The following is an 18,126-nucleotide window of genomic DNA, read 5'->3' as shown; positions in this document are numbered from 1 at the left end:
GCCGTAGCCTTAACTGCCACGCCACTCTCATGTCATGATGCTTCGGCCGGCGAAGGCCGGAAGCGCAGGAAGTCGCCGTTTGCAGGCCGGCCTCACCTGAATATCAACAGATCCCCTAGCTTCCCAGCGGATGTGGCATGTAGCCGACGAAGCCGGCGATCTTCCAGCGGCCGCCGACCTTGCGGCAGAAGTAGAGGGTCTGCCATTTGAGGCGGTCGACACCGCCATCCGCCCTGGCGACCGAGCCGTCGAACTTTTTGTGCAGCACCGCGCGATCGCCGTCGACGTCGATGTCGCGCATGTTGGTGACGCGGAACAGCGCCTCGCGCAGCGGCTCGGCGAATTTCGTCGCGGCGGTTTCCTTGGCCTGGCGCAGCCACTCGTCGCGATAGACTTCCAGCCTCGGGAATTGCAGTCGCCAGGCGTCGGCATCGTTGAGGAAATGCGCATGCATGCCGAAGAAGCTCTCGGCGATGAAGTCGTCCTCGACCATCGACCAGTCCTGGCCGAGGAAGGCGTCGATGTCGCGCCGCACCAGCATTTCCCACAGCGCGTGGCGATCTGCATCGCCCTCCGGAAATGGATTCTTGTCGAAGGTCATGCTGGATCTTCCCTCTTCTTGCCTGCCACCGGCTCCCCGCCGGTTGCGTACCGGCTTCGGGCGCAGGATGCTCAGGCTTTTGTAATAAAGCAACATGGATTTCGAAAAAATGTTGCTTTCCGACATTGCCTCTAGGAGGATCACGCCGACAGGCGTAGACGGCTATCAGAATGAACCCATTCGGTCGACAAAGGAGGCCCACTTGCCCAAGCAGTGCTTTGGAAAATCGCATGTCCCGCTCTCGCCGGCCGTTCGCGCCGGCGACTTCGTCTATGTCTCCGGCCAGGTGCCGGTGGGCAGCGACGGCCTGGTGGTCAAGGGCGGCATCGCCGAGCAGGCCGAGCAGGTATTGCAGAACGTCAAGGCTGCGCTGGCGCTTGCCGGCTGCACCATGGACGATGTGGTCAAGACGACCGTCTGGCTCGAGGACGCCCGCGATTTCGGTGCCTTCAACACGGTCTATGCTAGGCACTTCCCGAATGACCCGCCGGCGCGCACCACCGTCGAGTCGCGCCTGATGATCGACATCAAGATCGAGATCGAAGCCGTCGCCTACCGCCCGGTCTGATCGCAAAAGACAACGAAGGAGGCGCCGATGCAGTTCGATCTGCTGATCAAGGGCGGCCGTGTGATCGACCCGGCCTCGGGCCTCGATGCGCTGCGCGATGTCGCCATCGCCGATGGCCGCGTCGCCGCGATCGACGCGGCAATCGATGCGGAGGCCGCCGGTGAGGTCGTCGACGCCAGGGACTGCATCGTCACGCCCGGGCTCGTTGACCTGCACAGCCATGTCTATTGGGGCGGCACGTCGCTCGGCGTCGATGCCGACCGGCTCGCCGCCAAGAGCGGCACCACCACTTTCATCGATGCCGGCAGCGCCGGCGCCGGCAATTTCCTGGGCTTTCGCCGCCATGTCATCGAGCGCTCCAAGGTCCGCATCCTCGCTTACGTCAACATCTCCTTCGCCGGCATCTTCGGCTTCGCCAAGACCGTGTCCGTCGGCGAATGCGCCGATCTTAGGCTCTGCGAGCCGCGCGAAACGGTTGCGGCGGTGCGCGAGCACGCCGATGTGGTGGTCGGCGTCAAAGTCCGCTCCGGCCGCCACGCCGGCGGCACCAGCGGCATCGCGCCGGTCGACCTCGCGCTCGAGGCCGCCGACAAGGTCGGCCTGCCGCTGATGGCGCATATCGACGAGCCGCCGCCCGGCCGCTCGGAAGTGCTGCCACGGCTGCGCCGCGGCGACGTCCTCACCCACTGTTTTCGGCCATTTCCCAACGCGCCGGTCTTCGCGTCCGGCGCGGTGCGGCCGGACATGCGGCTGGCGCGCGAGCGCGGCGTCATCTTCGACATCGGCCACGGCATGGGTTCTTTCGACTTCGACGTCGCGAAGGCCATGCTCGCCGAAGGCCTGGCGCCGGACGTCATCTCGAGCGACGTCCATCTGTACTGCGTCGACGGCCCAGCCTTCGACATCCTCGTCTGCATGTCGAAGCTCATGGCGCTCGGCATGCCGCTGGTCGAGGTGCTGCGCGCGGCGACGCAGCGCCCGGCTGAGGCGATCACCAGGCCCGAGCTCGGCGCGCTCAAGGTCGGCGGCATCGGCGATGTCGCCGTGCTCAGACAGAAGCCAGGCCGCTTCACCTTTGTCGATGCTGTCGGCGCCTCGCTGGTTGCGGATCGGCGGCTGGTCTCCAACGGCATCGTCATAGGCGGCAAATGGTGGCCGAACGAGGCGCCCGATCACAAAGAGACTGAGCGTTTCGAGCCGCATGCGCATCACACTCATGTGGATGTGGCGGCCAGGCATTTCGGGCGGGGGTGATCTCCCCCCTTGAGGGAGAGATGCCCGGCAGGGCAGAGGGGGTCGGTCCGACTGGGCTCGCCCTCCTGCAATGGATGAGGGCTGGCGCTTGACGCGAGGCGACCCCCTCTGTCGCCTTCGGCGACATCTCCCCCTCAAGGGGGAGATTACCGTCTCGCGTTGCTCGGTTCGCCGTAAACCGGCGTGGCAATCCCCTCCATGCGTGCCTTGAGCTGCATCGCCACGAACTTCGAATAGAAGCGCGACAGCGCCAAGTTGCCACCATGGAACCACAGCGCGTCCTGCGCCGTCGGCTTCCACATGTTGCGCAGTTCGCCCTGCCACGGGCCTGGGTCGCCCTTGACGCCGGAACCGAGGCCCCAGCACAGACCGACCTTGTCGGCGACCTCGCGCGAGACGATCCCCGCCACCGTCTCGTTCATCGACTGGTAGCCGGTGCAGCAGACGATCGCGTCGACGGCGAGCTCGCTGCCGTCCTCGAACAGGATGCCGTTCGGCGTCAGCGACTTGATGCCGACGCCGCTCTTGAACGCGATCTCGCCGTTAAGGATCAGCTCGCAGGCACCGACATCGATGTAAAAGCCGGAACCGGTACGGTAGGCCTTCATCAGCAGCCCCGTCTCGTCCTCGCCGAAGTCGATGGCGAAGCCGCTGTCGCTGAGGCGCTTGTAGAATTCGGCGTCGCGCTCCCTGATGACATCGTAGAGCGCCCGCTGGCCTTTCGGCACCAGCGCGAACGGCGTCGAGGCGACGATCATGTCGGCTTTGTCGGTGGGGATGCCGCGCGCTAGCGCTTTTTCGGAAAAGATCTCGAAGCCGACCTCCATCAGCGTGTCGGACTTCACCACCGTCGTCGGCGAGCGTTGCACCATGGTGACCTTGGCGCCTGCCTCCCAGAGATCGACGCTGACATCGTGGCCCGAGCTTGCCGCCCCGATCACCGCGACGCGTTTGCCGCGGAATTTCTCGCCGGTGGAATACTGGCTGGAATGCAGGAGCTCGCCCTTGAAGCTGTCCGCGCCCGGCAGCTCGATCTGCCGCGGCGGTCCATAGGCGCCGGTGGCGAAGACGATGTGCTTCGGCTTCAGCGTGATGCGCTGGCCGACGCGGTCGACGACCACCGTCCAGGCCTTCTCGACCTCGTCATAGGCGGCGCTGATGCATTTGGCGGCGACCCAGTAATTCAGCTCCATGACGCGGGCATACATTTCCAGCCAGTCGCCCATCTTGTCCTTGGGCGTGAAGACCGGCCAGTTTTCCGGGAACGGAATGTAGGGCAGATGGTCGTACCAGACCGGGTCGTGCAGAACGAGCGAGCGGTAGCGGTTGCGCCAGGAATCGCCGGCGCGCGCGTTCTTCTCGATGATGACAGTGGGCACGCCGAGCTGCCGCAGCCGAGCGCCCAGCATGATGCCGCCCTGGCCGCCGCCTATCACCAGGCAATAGGGCTGCTCGTGCACGCCGAGGTCGCGCGCCTCGCGCGCTCTGGCTTCGGCCCAGGTCTCGCGTTCGGGATCGGCCTTGTGGCGGATGCCGAGCGGCCGGTCCGGACCTTTCTGTTCCTCGAAACCCTTGAGCTCGCTCATCGCCGTGAACAGCGTGCGGCAGCGGCCGTCCTGGAGCCGCAATATCCCCTCGCCCCGCGCCACGGCCGTCTCGAAGCTGAACCAGGCTTCGATGATGCCGTCGTCGACACTTGCTTCGCCCGACAGACGCCAATGCGACGGCTTCGCTACCGACAGCGTTGCCTTCAGCATCTCGCGGATCGCCGCCTGGCCCTCCATGGTTTTTATGTTCCATGTGAAGGTGAGCAGGTCGCGCCAGTAGCAATCCTCAACGAAAAGGTTCGTCGCCGCCTCGATGTCGCCGGCCTCGAGCGCCCGGCCGAACGAGCCGAGCCAGGTAGCCGCCTGTTGCGATGGTGCGATGTCGAGCATTTTGTTCCGTCCTCCGAAAGTCGACTGGCACCGCCAAGCCCACCGGCGACGCCCAAGGAAATGCGCTTTGAGGTGGCCGAGATTCGGGTCAGGACGCGCCGAAAATGATGGGCCCCGAGAACCGGAGCGGAGCGTACTTAAGGTACGTGAGCACCGGAAGCGCAGGAGACCGCCATTTGCAGGCCGGCCTCACCCGAATATCGACCACCTCAATCCCCGAGCGGCTCCATCTCCTTCCCCGTCCGATGGATCTGGGCGTTGTACTTGATGCGGCGCACCGTCTCGCGCGCCGAGCCGTCGAGCTCGTAGGCGGACGCCACCGCAAGAAGGTCGATGGCCGCCAGAAAGGCGTAGCGCGAAGCGGTCGGCTTCAGCGTGTCGGGATATTCGGGAACCGCCATCGTCAGCCGCACATCGCAGACGCGCGTCAGTTCGGTGTCCGGCGCCGTGACGCAGATGGCGTTGGCGCGATAATGCTTGGCAAGCCCCACCGCCTCGATCACTTCCCGGGTACGGCCGGTTGCCGAGATCGCGATCACCAGATCGCCTGGCTTCAGCGTCGAAGCCGTCATGCGCATCAGATACGGATCGCATTGCGCGCTGATCGTGATGCCGTAGCGGAACAGGCGGTATTGCGTCTCCTGCGCCAGCGCCGACGAGCTGCCGCCGAGGCCGAACACCGTGACCTGCCGCGCCTTGGCGATCAGCTCCGCCGCCTTCTGCAACTGCCCTGGATCGATCTGCCGTTCCGCCTCCTGCAGCGCGCGGCGCGCCTCGCCGAAAACGGCACTCCAGAACGGCATGCCGCTGTCGCCATTCGAGGGTTGAGGCTTGGTGCTGAGATAGAGCGCGCCGACGACCAGGCTCTGCGCCAGCTTCAGCTTGAAATCGCGAACGCCCTCGCAGCCGATGGCGCGGCAGAAACGGGTGACGGTCGGCTCGCTGACCTGGGCGCGTTGCGCCAGCGCGGCATTGGACGCATCGACCGCATATTTGACGTCGTCGAGCACGACATCGGCGACGCGGCGCTCGGCCGGGCGCAAATCCGCGTAACTGTCCTTCACCTGCGAAATGATGTCCGGGAAGCGCCGGACATGGTCGTGCCCGTCGCCTTCCTCGCTCGAAATTCGCAGCTCCTGGGCGTCAGCTTCGGTCATCCGGTCTCCGCCATGTTTTGCGCTCCGCCGTTCCTTGCGCCTGCCCACCATCGCGTCGCAGGCCGCTGCCTCAGCCTTTACTCAAAAATCGAGGCCTGCTGCTGCACCGCCCATCAACAAACGGCTGTCGCCTGGAGGCGGATATGTAGGAAAGTAACACAGGCAGGTAAGGTAGTTACAGCTGATTTTGCCCAGCAATGCAGGGGACCGACTCGTCGACCGGAAGGCTGTTGCCATCCCGCAAAGGTGGGTCCGGCTGCGGGCAAAATGCACGTCACCTGTCGATGATCGGAGACCCGGCGTTGCCGAGCGCAAAACCTTTATAAGATTCCTATTTCTTTCCCTCCCGCCCCGTCTCGAACCTTTATGGCGATCGGGTCCATATTCCGCTCCGACAAGAAGCTTTGACCGCCGCCACTGGCGAGATGGCGTGTGTCTGTTCGTGGTTTTGCCACACTTCTCGAGAGCGGAAAAGTACAAGCGAAAAAAGGAACGTCTGCAATGGACCTTATTGTTCTCGGGATCGGGATTTTGTTCTTCGCCCTGTCCTTAGCCTACGTCAAAGCCTGCGACAGAATCTAAGCAGAAGGATCAGGCCATGCTTTTCGATTACATCCTCGGCGGCGCGGTGACCTTGTTCCTGCTTGCCTACCTCACTTACGCGCTCATCCGCCCAGAGCGCTTCTGACGGGCACGCGGAGAACTCATCATGACTATAAATGGCTGGATACAGATCCTCGTCTATTGCGGGATCCTGCTTTTGCTCGTGAAGCCGCTCGGCGGCTATATCCACCGCGTCTTCAGCGGTGATCGCACCTTTCTGTCGCCGGTGCTCGTCCCGATCGAGCGCGGGCTCTATCTCCTCGCAGGCACGAGCGAGAAGGAAGAACAGCATTGGGCCATCTACGCGACCGGCATGCTGCTCTTCAATCTCGCCGGCTTCCTGGTTCTCTACGCGCTGCAGCGGCTGCAGGGCGCCCTGCCCTATAACCCCGCGGGCATGACAGCGATCGAGGCCGGGCTCGCCTTCAACACCGCCGTCAGCTTCGTCACCAACACCAACTGGCAGAACTACGGCGGCGAAAGCACGATGTCCTATCTCGTGCAGATGGCCGGCCTTACCGTCCAGAACTTCGTCTCTGCCGCCAGCGGCATTGCCATCGCGATTGCCTTGATCCGTGGTTTCGCCCGCGCTTCGGGCAGGTCGATCGGCAATTTCTGGGTCGATCTCACCCGCACCATGCTCTATGTGCTCTTGCCGCTCTGCATCGTGCTGACGCTCGCCTATGTGTGGGTGGGCATGCCGCAGACGCTTGGGCCGTATGTCGACGCCACCACGCTGGAAGGCGCCAAGCAGACCATCGCGCTCGGGCCGGTCGCCTCGCAGGTCGCCATCAAGATGCTCGGCACCAATGGCGGCGGCTTTTTCAACGCCAACGCCGCGCATCCGTTCGAGAATCCGGACGCGGTCTCCAACCTGATCCAGATGCTGTCGATCTTCGCGATCGGCGCTGCTCTCACCAATGTCTTCGGCCGCATGGTCGGCAACCAGCGCCAGGGCTGGGCGATCTTCGCCTCGATGGGCGTGCTGTTCCTCATCGGCGTTACAGTCTGCTACTGGGCCGAGGCCGCCGGCAATCCGCTGGTCCATGCGCTCGGCATCGACGGCGGCAACATGGAAGGCAAGGAAACGCGCTTCGGCATCGCCTTGTCGGCTCTGTTCGCGGTCATCACCACGGCGGCCTCCTGCGGCGCCGTCAACGCCATGCATGATTCCTTCACCGCGCTCGGCGGCATGATCCCGCTCATCAACATGCAGCTCGGCGAGGTGATCGTCGGCGGCGTCGGCGCCGGCTTCTACGGCATCGTGATGTTCGTCGTCGTCGCCGTCTTCGTCGCTGGCCTCATGGTCGGTCGCACGCCCGAATATCTCGGCAAGAAGATCGAGGCCAAGGAGGTCAAGATGGCGATGCTTGCCATCCTCTGCCTGCCGTTCGCGATGCTGGTCTTCACGGCAATCGCCGTGGTCCTGCCGAGCGCCGTGGCCTCGATGGCCAATGGCGGCCCGCACGGCTTCGCCGAGGTGCTTTATGCCTATACCTCGGCTGCCGCGAACAACGGCTCGGCTTTCGGCGGCCTCTCCGGCAACACGCCCTGGTACAACATCACGCTGGGCCTCGGCATGCTGATGGGCCGCTTCCTGGTCATCATCCCGGCTTTAGCCATCGCCGGCTCGCTGGCCGCGAAGAAGACCGTGCCCGCCTCCGCCGGCACCTTCCCGACCGACGGCACGCTGTTCGTCGGCCTGCTGGTCGGCGTCATCATCATCGTCGGCGGCCTCACCTTCTTCCCGTCGCTCGCCGTCGGTCCGATCGTCGAGCACCTGGCGATGATCCACGGACAGACCTTCTGAGATGACCATGCCCTGGTTCAACAACATACGTCGGCACGATCGTCACCAACCCGGTGACGGAAGGCCCGATGACGGAGGGAACGAGAAGCCTCGTCCTTTCCCGACGCTTTCCACCTTCCTCGGCATGGCAGCGGTGCTGTTCGTGCTGTGGCTGCTGGCTTCCGCTCTTCCGCATCTGTTGCCGAAGACCGAACACCCGGCGCCGTCCAACATCACCGATACTGGAGCCTCGAAATGAGCCAGTCCAAATCCGCGAGCATTCTGGATGCCCGCATCCTGGTGCCCGCCATCGGCGGTGCCTTCCGCAAGCTCGATCCGCGCACATTGATCCGCAATCCGGTGATGTTCGTCGTCGCGGTCGTCTCGCTGCTCACCACCGCGCTTTTCATCCGCGACCTGATCGCCGGCGGCGGCGATCTCGGCTTCACCCTGCAGATCATCATCTGGCTGTGGTTCACCGTGCTGTTCGCCAATTTCGCCGAAGCCGTGGCCGAGGGCCGCGGCAAGGCGCAGGCCGACTCGCTGCGCAAGGCGCGCACCGAGACCCAGGCCAAGCTGCTCGTCAACGGCGAGGATCGTTCGAAGTTCAAGCTGGTGCCCGGCACCAGCCTGATGGTCGGCGACATCGTGCTCGTCGAAGCCGGCGACATCATTCCCTCCGACGGCGAGGTGATCGAAGGCGTGGCATCCGTCAACGAGGCGGCGATCACCGGCGAATCCGCGCCCGTCATCCGCGAATCCGGCGGCGACCGCTCGGCCGTCACCGGCGGCACCCAGGTGCTGTCCGACTGGATCCGCGTGCGCATTTCCGCCGCCTCCGGCCAGACCTTCCTCGACCGCATGATTTCGCTGGTCGAAGGCGCGGAACGCCAGAAGACGCCGAACGAGATCGCGCTCAACATCCTGCTGGTCGGCATGACGCTGATCTTCGTCCTGGCGACCGCGACCATCCCGAGCTTCGCTTCCTACTCGGGCGGCTATATCTCGGTGACGATCCTCGTCGCTCTGTTCGTGACGCTGATCCCGACCACGATCGGCGCGCTGCTGTCGGCCATCGGCATCGCCGGCATGGACCGCCTGGTGCGCTTCAACGTGCTCGCCATGTCCGGCCGCGCCGTCGAGGCCGCCGGCGACGTCGACACGCTGCTCCTCGACAAGACCGGCACCATCACGCTCGGCAACCGTCAGGCGACCGAATTCCGTCCGGTCAAGGGCGTCACCGAACAGGAGCTGGCCGATGCCGCGCAGTTGGCCTCGCTGGCCGACGAAACGCCGGAAGGCCGCTCGATCGTCGTGCTGGCCAAGGAAAAATACGCCATCCGTGCCCGCGACATGGCGACCTTGCACGCGGCCTTCGTGCCCTTCACCGCGCAGACTCGCATGAGCGGTGTCGACATCGACGGCTCCTCGGTGCGCAAGGGCGCGGTCGACGCGGTGTTGGCTCACGTAAATCAGGCGACCCTCGCCGCCCATGGCACGCGTCCGACGAGCGAGACGATCCGCGATCTCCAGGCCGTTGCCGACGAGATCGCCAAGGCCGGCGGCACGCCGCTGGCGGTCGAGCGCGACGGGCGCCTGCTCGGCATCGTCCACCTCAAGGACATCGTCAAGGGCGGCATCCGCGAGCGTTTCGCGGAGCTGCGCAAGATGGGCATCCGCACGGTGATGATCACCGGCGACAACCCGCTGACCGCGGCGGCGATCGCCGCCGAAGCCGGCGTCGATGACTTCCTCGCCCAGGCGACGCCTGAGAACAAGCTGTCGCTGATCCGCGAGGAACAGGCCAAGGGCAAGCTGGTCGCCATGTGCGGCGACGGCACCAACGACGCGCCGGCGCTCGCCCAGGCCGATGTCGGCGTCGCCATGAACACCGGCACGGTCGCCGCGCGCGAGGCCGGCAACATGGTTGACCTCGACAGCGATCCGACCAAGCTGATCGAGATCGTCGAGATCGGTAAGGCGCTGCTGATGACGCGCGGCTCGTTGACCACCTTCTCGATCGCCAACGACGTGGCCAAGTACTTTGCCATCATCCCGGCGATGTTCGCGGTCTTCTACGTCGCGCCCGGTCAATCCGCCGGGCCGCTGCAGGCGCTCAACATCATGCATCTGGCGACGCCGCAGAGCGCCATCCTATCGGCCATCATCTTCAACGCGCTGATCATCATTGCGCTCATCCCGCTGTCGCTGAAAGGCGTGAAATACCGCGCCATCGGCGCCGGCGCGCTGCTCACCCGCAACCTGCTCGTCTACGGCCTTGGCGGCATCGTCGTGCCCTTCGTCGGCATCAAGGCGATCGACCTGGTCGTCACGGCCCTCGGCCTCGCATAAGGAATTGCTCCAATGCTCAAGCAACTCAGACCCGCGATCGTCATGATCGTCTTCTTCACGGTGCTGACCGGCCTCATCTATCCGATCGGCATGACCGGTATCGCCCAGGCGCTGTTTCCCAAGCAGGCCAATGGCAGCCTGATCGAGAAGAACGGCAAGGTCGTCGGCTCGGAATTGATCGGCCAGGCTTTCGCCAGCGACCGCTATTTCCATGGCCGGCCGTCGGCCGCCGGCGACGGTTACAACGCCGCCGCCTCCAGCGGCGCCAATCTCGGCCCGACCAATCCGAAGCTGATCGAGCGCATCAAGGGTGATGCCGAGAAGCTGAAGGCGCAGAACCCGAACGCGCCGGTTCCGATCGACCTTGTCACCGCCTCGGGCAGCGGCCTCGATCCTGACATCAGCCCGGAGGACGCCTATTTCCAGGTGCCGCGGGTTGCCAAGGCTCGCGGCATCGATGAGGCCAAGGTGAAATCACTTGTCGACAGCCATGTCGAGGATCGCGAGCTGGGCTTCATGGGTGAGCCGGTGGTCAACGTGCTCGCCCTCAATCTCGCGCTGGACGACCTGAAATAGTCAGCACCGCGCCGGGGATCGACACGATCCCCGGCGCAATTCATGATTGGACTTGATGCCCGACGACAGGACCAACCACGAAACCAGACCCTCTCCCGACGCGCTGCTCGAGCACGCCGAGCGGGAGGGCCGCGGCCACTTGCGCATATTCCTCGGCGCCGCACCCGGCGTCGGCAAGACCTACGAGATGCTGATGGCGGGCCGCGCCCGCCGCGTCGACGGTGTCGACGTCGTCATCGGCGTCGTCGAAACGCACGGCCGCAAGGAAACCCAGGCGCTGGTCGACGGCTATGAGGTGATCCCGCGCCACGAGGTCGAGTACAGGGGTCGCACCCTCGACGAGATGGACATCGACGCCATCCTGAAACGCCGACCGGCGCTGGTCCTGGTCGATGAACTCGCCCACACCAACGCGCCCGGCAGCCGCCACCCCAAGCGCTACCTCGATGTGCAGGAAATCCTGTCGCAAGGCATCGATGTCTACACCACGCTCAACATCCAGCATGTCGAGAGCCTGAACGACGTCGTCGCGCAGATCACCCGCGTCAGGGTGCGTGAGACGGTTCCCGATTCCATCATCGACCAAGCCGACGACATCGAGGTCATCGACCTCACGCCCAACGACCTGATCCAGAGGCTGCAGGAAGGCAAGGTGTATTTCCCCGACACCGCCCAGCGCGCGATCGAGAACTATTTCTCGCCGGGCAATCTGACGGCGCTGCGCGAGCTGGCGCTGAGGCGCACCGCCCAGCGCGTCGACGAGCAACTGCTCAACCACATGCAGTCGCATGCCATTCCGGGACCGTGGGCCGCCGGCGAACGGGTTCTCGTCTGCGTCGACTCGCGTCCGGGCGGTGCCGCCCGCATCCGCTACGCGCGCCGGCTCGCCGACCGGCTGCGGGCGCCGTGGACGGCGCTTCATGTCGACACGCCTCGCCTCGCGGGCATGTCCGAAGAGGACAAGGACCGTCTGGCGACGAACCTGCGTCTTGCCGAGCAGCTTGGCGCCGAGGTGACGACCATTCCGGGCCAGAACGTCGCCCAGGACATCGTGCGCCATGCGACGGCCAACAACTTCACCCATATCGTCATCGGCAGGCCGACCCGCTCGCGTTGGCGGGAACTGATCGAGGGCTCGCTCACCTACGATCTGATCCGCAATGCCGGCGACATCAGCGTCCACGTCATTTCGGGCACCGAGCGCGATGGGGAGACGCCTTCGGCAAGGGTGAAGGCCGCGGCCGAACAGAAGCCCTTCCAAATCTGGCCCTACCTGTTCTCCACCGCCTATGTCGCCGGGGCGCTGGCCGTCAGCTCGATCCTCGATCAGTTCCTCGATGTCCGAAATTTGGCAATCGTGCTCCTGCTGTCGGTGCTGACGTCGGCGGTGACCTGCGGGCTGTGGCCGGCGCTCTACGCCTGCTTCTTGAGCGCGCTTGGCTTCAACTATTTCTTCCTCGAGCCGCGCTACACGCTGACGATCAGGGACCCGGAGAGCATCGTTGCCTTTGCGGTCTTCCTCGTTGTCGCCGTCATTGCGAGCAATCTGACGGCGCGCGTGCAGCGCCAGGCGGTCGCCGCCCGTTCGCGCGCGCGGGCCACCGAAGACATCTATTCCTTCTCGAAAAAGCTCGCTGGCGCCGGCACGCTCGACGACGTGCTGTGGGCCACCGCCTTCCAGATCGCGTCCATGCTGAAAGTGCGCGTGGTGCTGCTTCTGCCCGAGAACGGTACGATCACCGTCAAGGCCGGCTACCCGCCCGACGACACGCTGGCCGAGGCCGATATCGCCGCCGCCCGCTGGGCCTGGGAGCACGACCGCCCGGCCGGCCGCGGCGCCGACACGCTGCCGGGCGCAAAGCGCCTCTACCTGCCTTTGCGGACGGGGCGCACGGCGGTCGGCGTCGTCGGCCTCGACAACGACAAGCAAGGCCCATTGCTGACACCCGAGCAGCAGCGTCTTCTCGACGCGCTTGCCGACCAGGCGGCGGTCGCCATCGAGCGCATCCAGCTTGTCGCCGATGTCGATCGCGCCAGGCTGGCGGCGGAAGCGGACCGGCTACGCACGGCGCTGCTCACCTCGATCTCGCATGACCTGAAGACGCCGCTTGCCGCCATCATGGGCGCCGCCGGCACGCTGCGGGAATACGCGGCCGCCCTCCCCGAGAAGGACCGCGCGGAACTTCTCTCCACCGTGGTCGACGAATCGGAGCGGCTGAACCGCTTCATCGCCAATCTGCTCGACATGACCAAGATCGAGTCGGGCGCCATGGAGCCGAACTACGCTTTCCACTATGTCGGCGATATCGTCGGTTCGGCGCTCGATCGAGCCCGAAAGATCACCGGCGAGCACCGGATCGACACCGACATTCCGACGGACCTGCCGATGCTGCGCCTCGACCCCGTCCTGTTCGAGCAGGCGCTGTTCAACCTCCTCGACAATGCCGCGAAATATGCGCCTCCCGACTCGACCATCCGCCTGCAAGGCTGGGTCGACAACGGCTCCGTCATCCTGCAGGTCATGGACGAGGGACCGGGGATTCCGCCCGACGACCTCGAGCGCATCTTCGACACCTTCTACCGCGTGCGCAAACGCGACCAGGTCCGCGCCGGCACGGGGCTCGGCCTGTCGATCAGCCGCGGCTTCGTCGAGGCCATGGGCGGCATGATCTCGGCGGCGAACCGCACCGACCGGCCGGGCGCGATCTTCACCATCCGCATGCCGGTACCGGAGGAAATTCCGAACCTGGCCGTCGCCAAAACGGATGACGCTGCATGACCAGCCAGAACGTCAGCATCCTGGTCGTCGACGACGAGCCGCCGATCCGCAAGCTGCTTCGCGTCGGCCTCGGCAGCCAGGGCTATGCGGTATCCGAGGCGCCGAATGCCAAGGCGGCGATCGAGCTCATTGAGACGCAGCCGCCCGACCTGATCCTGCTCGACCTTGGCCTGCCCGGCATGACCGGCCTCGAGCTGCTCGGCAAATGGCGCAACGACGGCCTCGACATTCCGGTGGTCATACTGTCGAGCCGCACCGACGAGGCCGGCATCGTCCAGGCACTCGAGCTCGGTGCCGACGACTATGTGACAAAACCCTTCGGCATGAACGAGCTCGTCGCCCGCATCCGTGTGGCGCTGCGCCACAAATTCCAGCAGCAGGGCGAGAAGCCGGTTTTTCAAACCGGCGACCTGTCGGTCGACCTAGTGAAACGCATCGTCAAGATCGAGGGCAAGGAAGTAAAACTGTCGCCGAAAGAATACGACATCCTGCGCATGCTCGTGCAATACGCCGGCAAGGTGCTCACTCACCAGTTCCTGATGAAGCAGATTTGGAACGACTCGACCGACGTGCAATATCTGAGGGTCTATGTCCGCCAGTTGAGGCAGAAGATCGAGAAGACGCCGGACCAACCGCGCTACATCATCACCGAGACCGGCGTCGGCTACCGTTTGCGTGAGGTCGATTGAAAGGGTAAGGAGCGACTGGCGGCCACCGATCGCTCAAGGCCGCGCGGCGATCAGTCCGCCGATAGGTCGGCCGTCCTGGCCAGCGCGCCCGCAAATCCATTGAGCGAGATGGCGAAGGCGATCGGTTGCGCCGTGTCCGCCGCCGTGGCGTTGATCTTCAGCGTGGTGCTGTTCTGCAGCAGCGAGGTGGTGCCGGCATCGAACGCCACCGGCACCAGGCAGCCGACGGCCTGGCAGGTGTTGAACTGCAGGGTCCCTTCCAGCTTCTTGTCGTCGATCTCGAGCGAAATGCCGTTGGCCAAGGCCAGCCCGAAGGGCAGCGCCAGCGTGCCCGTGGCATCCTGGCCGGTCTTGGTCGTCAATTCGATCGCCAAAAGACGCTGGCCGCTCTGCTTGTTGAATTGCTGATGCGACAGGCTGCATATCTTGTTCGTGCCGGTGACCTGGCAATTGACCGTCCAGTCGCCATGCGTCTCCGACAGTGCCGAGGCGCCGCCCGGCAGCTGCGGCTTGGCCGCGGCGTCGACCGGCTGGTTGGCCGCCTGCGCGACCTTGTCGCCCTTGTTCTGCGCGGCGAAAGCCGGCAGACCTACGACGCCTGCGACGGCCAGCATCGCGACGGACAATTTGTACCTGATTTTCATGGAATTCCTCTTCACCCCGCCCGATCCAGCCACGTAAACCGGGCCGCGCGATAGAGCGGCGAAACCACTGCTGCCGTCAAGTGCAATGCCGGGGGAGCAGGTCGGATCTTCTTGGCACGACAATCGATCAACTAGCCACAGGCGAAGCCCTGGACCATGGCACATCCGGACAAACTCCCTATATTACGGCAAAGTTCTTTTTTTCATGCGGAAGGAAGCGATGTCGCATCCTCGCTTGTCGGCGGTTTTGATTTCGGCGGCTCTGTCGATCGCGGCCCTTTTGGGCGCGGCTTCATACGCTTCGGCCCAGGTCGTCATCCCGACAGACCGCAACGCCCTGATCCAGCAGAACGAACTGCAGACGCTCCGGAACCAGTTGCAGAGGCAGCAGTTCCAGCAACAGCAGCAGCTTTACCGCGAGCAGGACCGGCAGATCGTGCCCAAGTCTCGCCCTGAAGTGCCGGTCGTCAAGCAGAATTGCCAGTCTCAGGTGATTGGCACCACCGTTTCGCGGGTCTGCCGCTGACATTTTTCTTTTTTCGGTTTATTTAGCCGACTTAGTGTCGGCAAAGCCGGGTTGCATAGACGGCGGTTTTGGGATTTGCAGGAGCGGAATTTTTGCCGTGCGGATAGCGTACGGCAGAAATGCCGCTCTCATCGGATTTTGGGATGGCAACAGCCAAGAAGAAAGCAGTACGCAGGGCAAAGAAAGGAGAGCGGATCCGCCAGGTGGCGGCCATCCCCTTTCGTCTGCGCGAAAATGGCAGCCCCGAGGTGTTGCTGGTCACCTCGCGCACGACCAGGCGCTTCATTGTGCCCAAGGGCTGGCCGATGAAGGGCAAGAGCGGGCGCAAGGCAGCCATGATCGAGGCCCAGGAAGAGGCTGGCGTGCTGGGCAAGGTGTTGAAGCAGCCTGCTGGCACTTATTCCTACTGGAAACGGTTGGCCAGCCGTTTTGCCCGCGTCGACGTGGTGGTCTATCTGCTCGAGGTCACCGAGGAGATGGCCGACTGGCAGGAAGCCGCGAACCGCCAGCGGGCCTGGCTGCCGGCGGCCGACGCGGCGCTGCTGATCGACGAGCCGGAGCTTTCCACGCTGCTGAGGGATTTGACGGCCCCGGCAACCGATCCGGCGTAAGACGATCTAATCGGAGTCGCCAGGAAATGCCCGTGCAGGCGTCCCCGTATAGGCCCACAGCCATTCCTTGGGCAGCGGCCCCTTGTTGCGGTCGCTCTCCTGCGACTGCTCCCAGGCATGCGCGAGGATGCCGACGGAGCGCGACAGCACGAACAGGCCGCGCGTCAGCGGCGGCGGGAAGCCAAGCTCGCCATAGATGACGGCGGTGGCGCCGTCGATGTTGAGCGGGATCGTCTTGCCTTTGCGCGTTGCGACCTCCGCCTCGATCGCCTCGGCGATGTCGGCGAAGCGCCCGCTGACGACGCCGCGCACGGCAAATTCGCGCGTCAGTTCGATGAGGCGCGGCGCCCGCGGATCGATCGGGTGGAAACGGTGGCCAAGGCCGGGAAGGTAGCCTTTGTCCTCGGCGAAGAACCGGTCGAGCCGCGCCGCCACCGCTTCCTCAAGGCTCGCGCCGCCATCCATCGCAGCGGCGACGTCGCCATAGAGGGAAAGCGCCTGCTCGCCGGCCCCGCCATGCACGTCGCCCAGTACATTGATGGCCGAGGCCATGGCGTTGTTGATGCCGACGCCGCAGGTGGCGGCCATGCGCGCGATCGCGATCGAGGGTGCCTGAGGGCCATGGTCGATGGCGGCGCCGAGCGCGATGCCGAGCAGCGCCGCCTGGTCCTCGCTCGGCAATTCGCCGCGCAGCATCAGCCAGATCATCGCCGGGAAGCTGACGCGGCCGATCAGGTCCTGGATCTCATAGCCGCGCAGCCGGATCACGCCGGGACGCATCTCGATGATACCGGTCTGCCACCATTCCTCGCCACGCTCGCGGCCGGTCTTCTTCTCGCCGCTCATGCCCGCGCCCTCGTCTTGCCGCGCGCCGGCAAGGTGGCGAAAATCTCGTCCACATGCTCGCCAAGCCGCGGCGGCGGCCCGGCGGGCGCGGGTGCAGCGCCGTCGACCATAAAGCCGCCGCGCACCACCCTTAGCGGCCGGTCCATGCCCGGTACATGCTGGAAGCGGGTCGACATGCCGCGCTCCGTCACCTGACGCTCCTCCAGCACTTGCGGGATCGTCAGCACACGCCCCGCCGGCACGCCGGCCTGGTTGAGTTTTTCTTCCCAGGCAGCGGCCGGGGCGGCGGCAAGCGCGTCCTCGATCAGCGTCTTCAATGCGGCCCGGTTCTCTTTGCGCGTCTCGCGCTCGGCGAAGCGCGGATCCGACGCGAGTTCAGGCCGGCCGATCAACCCGCAAAGGGTCACGAACTGTTCCTGCTTGTTGGCGGCGATGTTGAGCAGGCCCTCGCCGGTGCGGAAAGCGCCGGAGGGCGCGGCCGTCATGTTCTCGTTGCCCATCGGCCGCGGCTCGACGCCCGCCGTCAGATAATTCGACACCGGCCAGCCTAGCGCCGATAGCGTGCATTCAAGCATCGACACGTCGAGGAAGGCGCCCTCGCCGCTCGTCTTCTGCCGGACAAGCGCCGCGGCGATCGCAAAGGCACCGACCAGCCCGCCAAGCGTGTCAGCGACCGGATAGCCGACGCGCAGCGGCGCGGTCTCCGGCGTGCCGGTGATGCTCATGATCCCGGACAATCCCTGGATGATCTGGTCATAGGCCGGGTTCCCGCGCATCGGCCCGGTCTGCCCGAAACCCGATATCGCGCAATAGACGAGGCTGGGCCGGACCTCTTTCAGCTTCTCATGGCCGAGGCCGAGCCGATCCATGACGCCCGGCCGGAAATTCTCGACCAGAGCGTCCGACGTGGCGACGAGATCGAGGAAGCGGTCGCGGTCGGCTTCCTTCTTCAGGTCGAGGACGACAGATCGTTTGCCGGCGTTCTGCGCCAGGAAGGACGCCCCCATGCCGGCCTTGTTGAGGTCCGGCGAGGCGCCGAGCTGGCGCGCGAGATCGCCGCCGGGCGGCGCCTCGACCTTGATGACGTCGGCGCCGAGCAGCGCCAGCTGGTAGGCGCAGTAAGGGCCCGCCAGCACGTTGGTGAGGTCGAGGACGCGGATGCCGGAAAGCAGGTCTGTCATGATGCTCCAAATC

At 65.0% G+C, this 18,126-nt stretch carries 17 protein-coding genes; 11 read left to right on the top strand and 6 right to left on the bottom strand.

The features are described 5' to 3' along the window. Nucleotides 1-115 precede the first annotated feature (115 nt). Complete coding sequence (locus AU465_RS20985) at nt 116-601, bottom strand: hypothetical protein (protein WP_192252310.1); 486 nt, start codon at nt 599-601, stop codon at nt 116-118. Nucleotides 602-803: 202 nt separating this feature from the next. Between AU465_RS20985 and AU465_RS20980 the strand changes: the two genes are divergently transcribed. Then, nucleotides 804-1,169: a RidA family protein gene (locus AU465_RS20980; protein ID WP_192252307.1), complete on the top strand. Its 366-nt coding sequence runs from the start codon at nt 804-806 to the stop codon at nt 1,167-1,169. Nucleotides 1,170-1,196: 27 nt separating this feature from the next. Continuing rightward, complete coding sequence (locus tag AU465_RS20975; RefSeq protein ID WP_192252304.1) at nt 1,197-2,423, top strand: amidohydrolase/deacetylase family metallohydrolase; 1,227 nt, start codon at nt 1,197-1,199, stop codon at nt 2,421-2,423. A gap of 146 nt (nt 2,424-2,569) precedes the next feature. Here the strand turns inward: AU465_RS20975 and AU465_RS20970 are convergent, their stop codons facing one another. Continuing rightward, nucleotides 2,570-4,360, bottom strand: coding sequence for an NAD(P)/FAD-dependent oxidoreductase (locus AU465_RS20970; protein WP_192252301.1), 1,791 nt, complete (start codon nt 4,358-4,360; stop codon nt 2,570-2,572). 209 nt (nt 4,361-4,569) lie between these two features. Further along, nucleotides 4,570-5,517: a MurR/RpiR family transcriptional regulator gene (locus tag AU465_RS20965; RefSeq protein WP_192252298.1), complete on the bottom strand. Its 948-nt coding sequence runs from the start codon at nt 5,515-5,517 to the stop codon at nt 4,570-4,572. 598 nt (nt 5,518-6,115) lie between these two features. On the opposite strand from AU465_RS20965, the gene AU465_RS20960 reads away from it, so the two are divergent. From AU465_RS20960 to AU465_RS20930, 7 genes are read left to right on the top strand one after another with little or no spacing between them, the layout of a single operon-like run. After that, on the top strand, nt 6,116-6,205 hold the full coding sequence (locus AU465_RS20960; protein WP_036257910.1) for a K(+)-transporting ATPase subunit F: 90 nt from the start codon (nt 6,116-6,118) through the stop codon (nt 6,203-6,205). Between the two features lie 21 nt (nt 6,206-6,226). Then, the gene (gene kdpA, locus AU465_RS20955) at nt 6,227-7,930 is read left to right on the top strand and encodes a potassium-transporting ATPase subunit KdpA (protein WP_192252295.1); all 1,704 of its coding nucleotides are present in this window, start codon (nt 6,227-6,229) and stop codon (nt 7,928-7,930) included. A 1-nt stretch (nt 7,931) separates the two neighbouring features. After that, nucleotides 7,932-8,168 (top strand): hypothetical protein, encoded by a 237-nt coding sequence (locus AU465_RS20950; RefSeq protein ID WP_246506296.1) that lies wholly within the window; start codon nt 7,932-7,934, stop codon nt 8,166-8,168. After that, entirely contained in the window at nt 8,165-10,261 is a 2,097-nt protein-coding gene (gene kdpB / locus AU465_RS20945; protein WP_192252292.1) for a potassium-transporting ATPase subunit KdpB, read from the top strand. The genes AU465_RS20950 and kdpB overlap by 4 nt, the downstream gene beginning before the upstream one ends. A gap of 12 nt (nt 10,262-10,273) precedes the next feature. Further along, nucleotides 10,274-10,837, top strand: coding sequence for a potassium-transporting ATPase subunit KdpC (gene kdpC, locus AU465_RS20940; protein ID WP_192252290.1), 564 nt, complete (start codon nt 10,274-10,276; stop codon nt 10,835-10,837). A gap of 55 nt (nt 10,838-10,892) precedes the next feature. Next, nucleotides 10,893-13,616 (top strand): DUF4118 domain-containing protein, encoded by a 2,724-nt coding sequence (locus AU465_RS20935; RefSeq protein ID WP_192252287.1) that lies wholly within the window; start codon nt 10,893-10,895, stop codon nt 13,614-13,616. After that, the gene (locus AU465_RS20930) at nt 13,613-14,305 is read left to right on the top strand and encodes a response regulator transcription factor (RefSeq protein WP_192252284.1); all 693 of its coding nucleotides are present in this window, start codon (nt 13,613-13,615) and stop codon (nt 14,303-14,305) included. Before AU465_RS20935 ends, AU465_RS20930 begins: the two co-directional genes overlap by 4 nt. Nucleotides 14,306-14,355: 50 nt before the next feature. On the opposite strand, the gene AU465_RS20925 is transcribed toward AU465_RS20930, so the two are convergent. After that, complete coding sequence (locus AU465_RS20925; RefSeq protein WP_246506295.1) at nt 14,356-14,949, bottom strand: invasion associated locus B family protein; 594 nt, start codon at nt 14,947-14,949, stop codon at nt 14,356-14,358. 220 nt (nt 14,950-15,169) lie between these two features. Here AU465_RS20925 and AU465_RS20920 point away from each other — a divergent pair, with 220 nt between their 5' ends. Further along, complete coding sequence (locus AU465_RS20920; RefSeq protein ID WP_192252281.1) at nt 15,170-15,475, top strand: hypothetical protein; 306 nt, start codon at nt 15,170-15,172, stop codon at nt 15,473-15,475. A 143-nt stretch (nt 15,476-15,618) separates the two neighbouring features. Then, nucleotides 15,619-16,086 carry an NUDIX hydrolase gene (locus AU465_RS20915; RefSeq protein ID WP_192252278.1) on the top strand — a complete coding sequence of 156 codons (468 nt, stop codon included), beginning with the start codon at nt 15,619-15,621 and terminating at the stop codon, nt 16,084-16,086. Between the two features lie 6 nt (nt 16,087-16,092). Here the strand turns inward: AU465_RS20915 and AU465_RS20910 are convergent, their stop codons facing one another. Then, entirely contained in the window at nt 16,093-16,932 is an 840-nt protein-coding gene (locus AU465_RS20910) for a citryl-CoA lyase (RefSeq protein ID WP_192252275.1), read from the bottom strand. Further along, a complete protein-coding gene (locus AU465_RS20905; RefSeq protein WP_192252272.1) occupies nt 16,929-18,113 on the bottom strand; it encodes a CaiB/BaiF CoA transferase family protein in 1,185 nt (394 codons plus the stop codon). Before AU465_RS20905 ends, AU465_RS20910 begins: the two co-directional genes overlap by 4 nt. Between the last annotated feature and the right edge of the window lie 13 nt (nt 18,114-18,126).

This window comes from Mesorhizobium silamurunense (genome assembly GCF_014843905.1).
Taxonomy (GTDB): domain Bacteria; phylum Pseudomonadota; class Alphaproteobacteria; order Rhizobiales; family Rhizobiaceae; genus Mesorhizobium; species Mesorhizobium silamurunense.
This window is presented reverse-complemented; position numbering and strand designations above follow the sequence as displayed.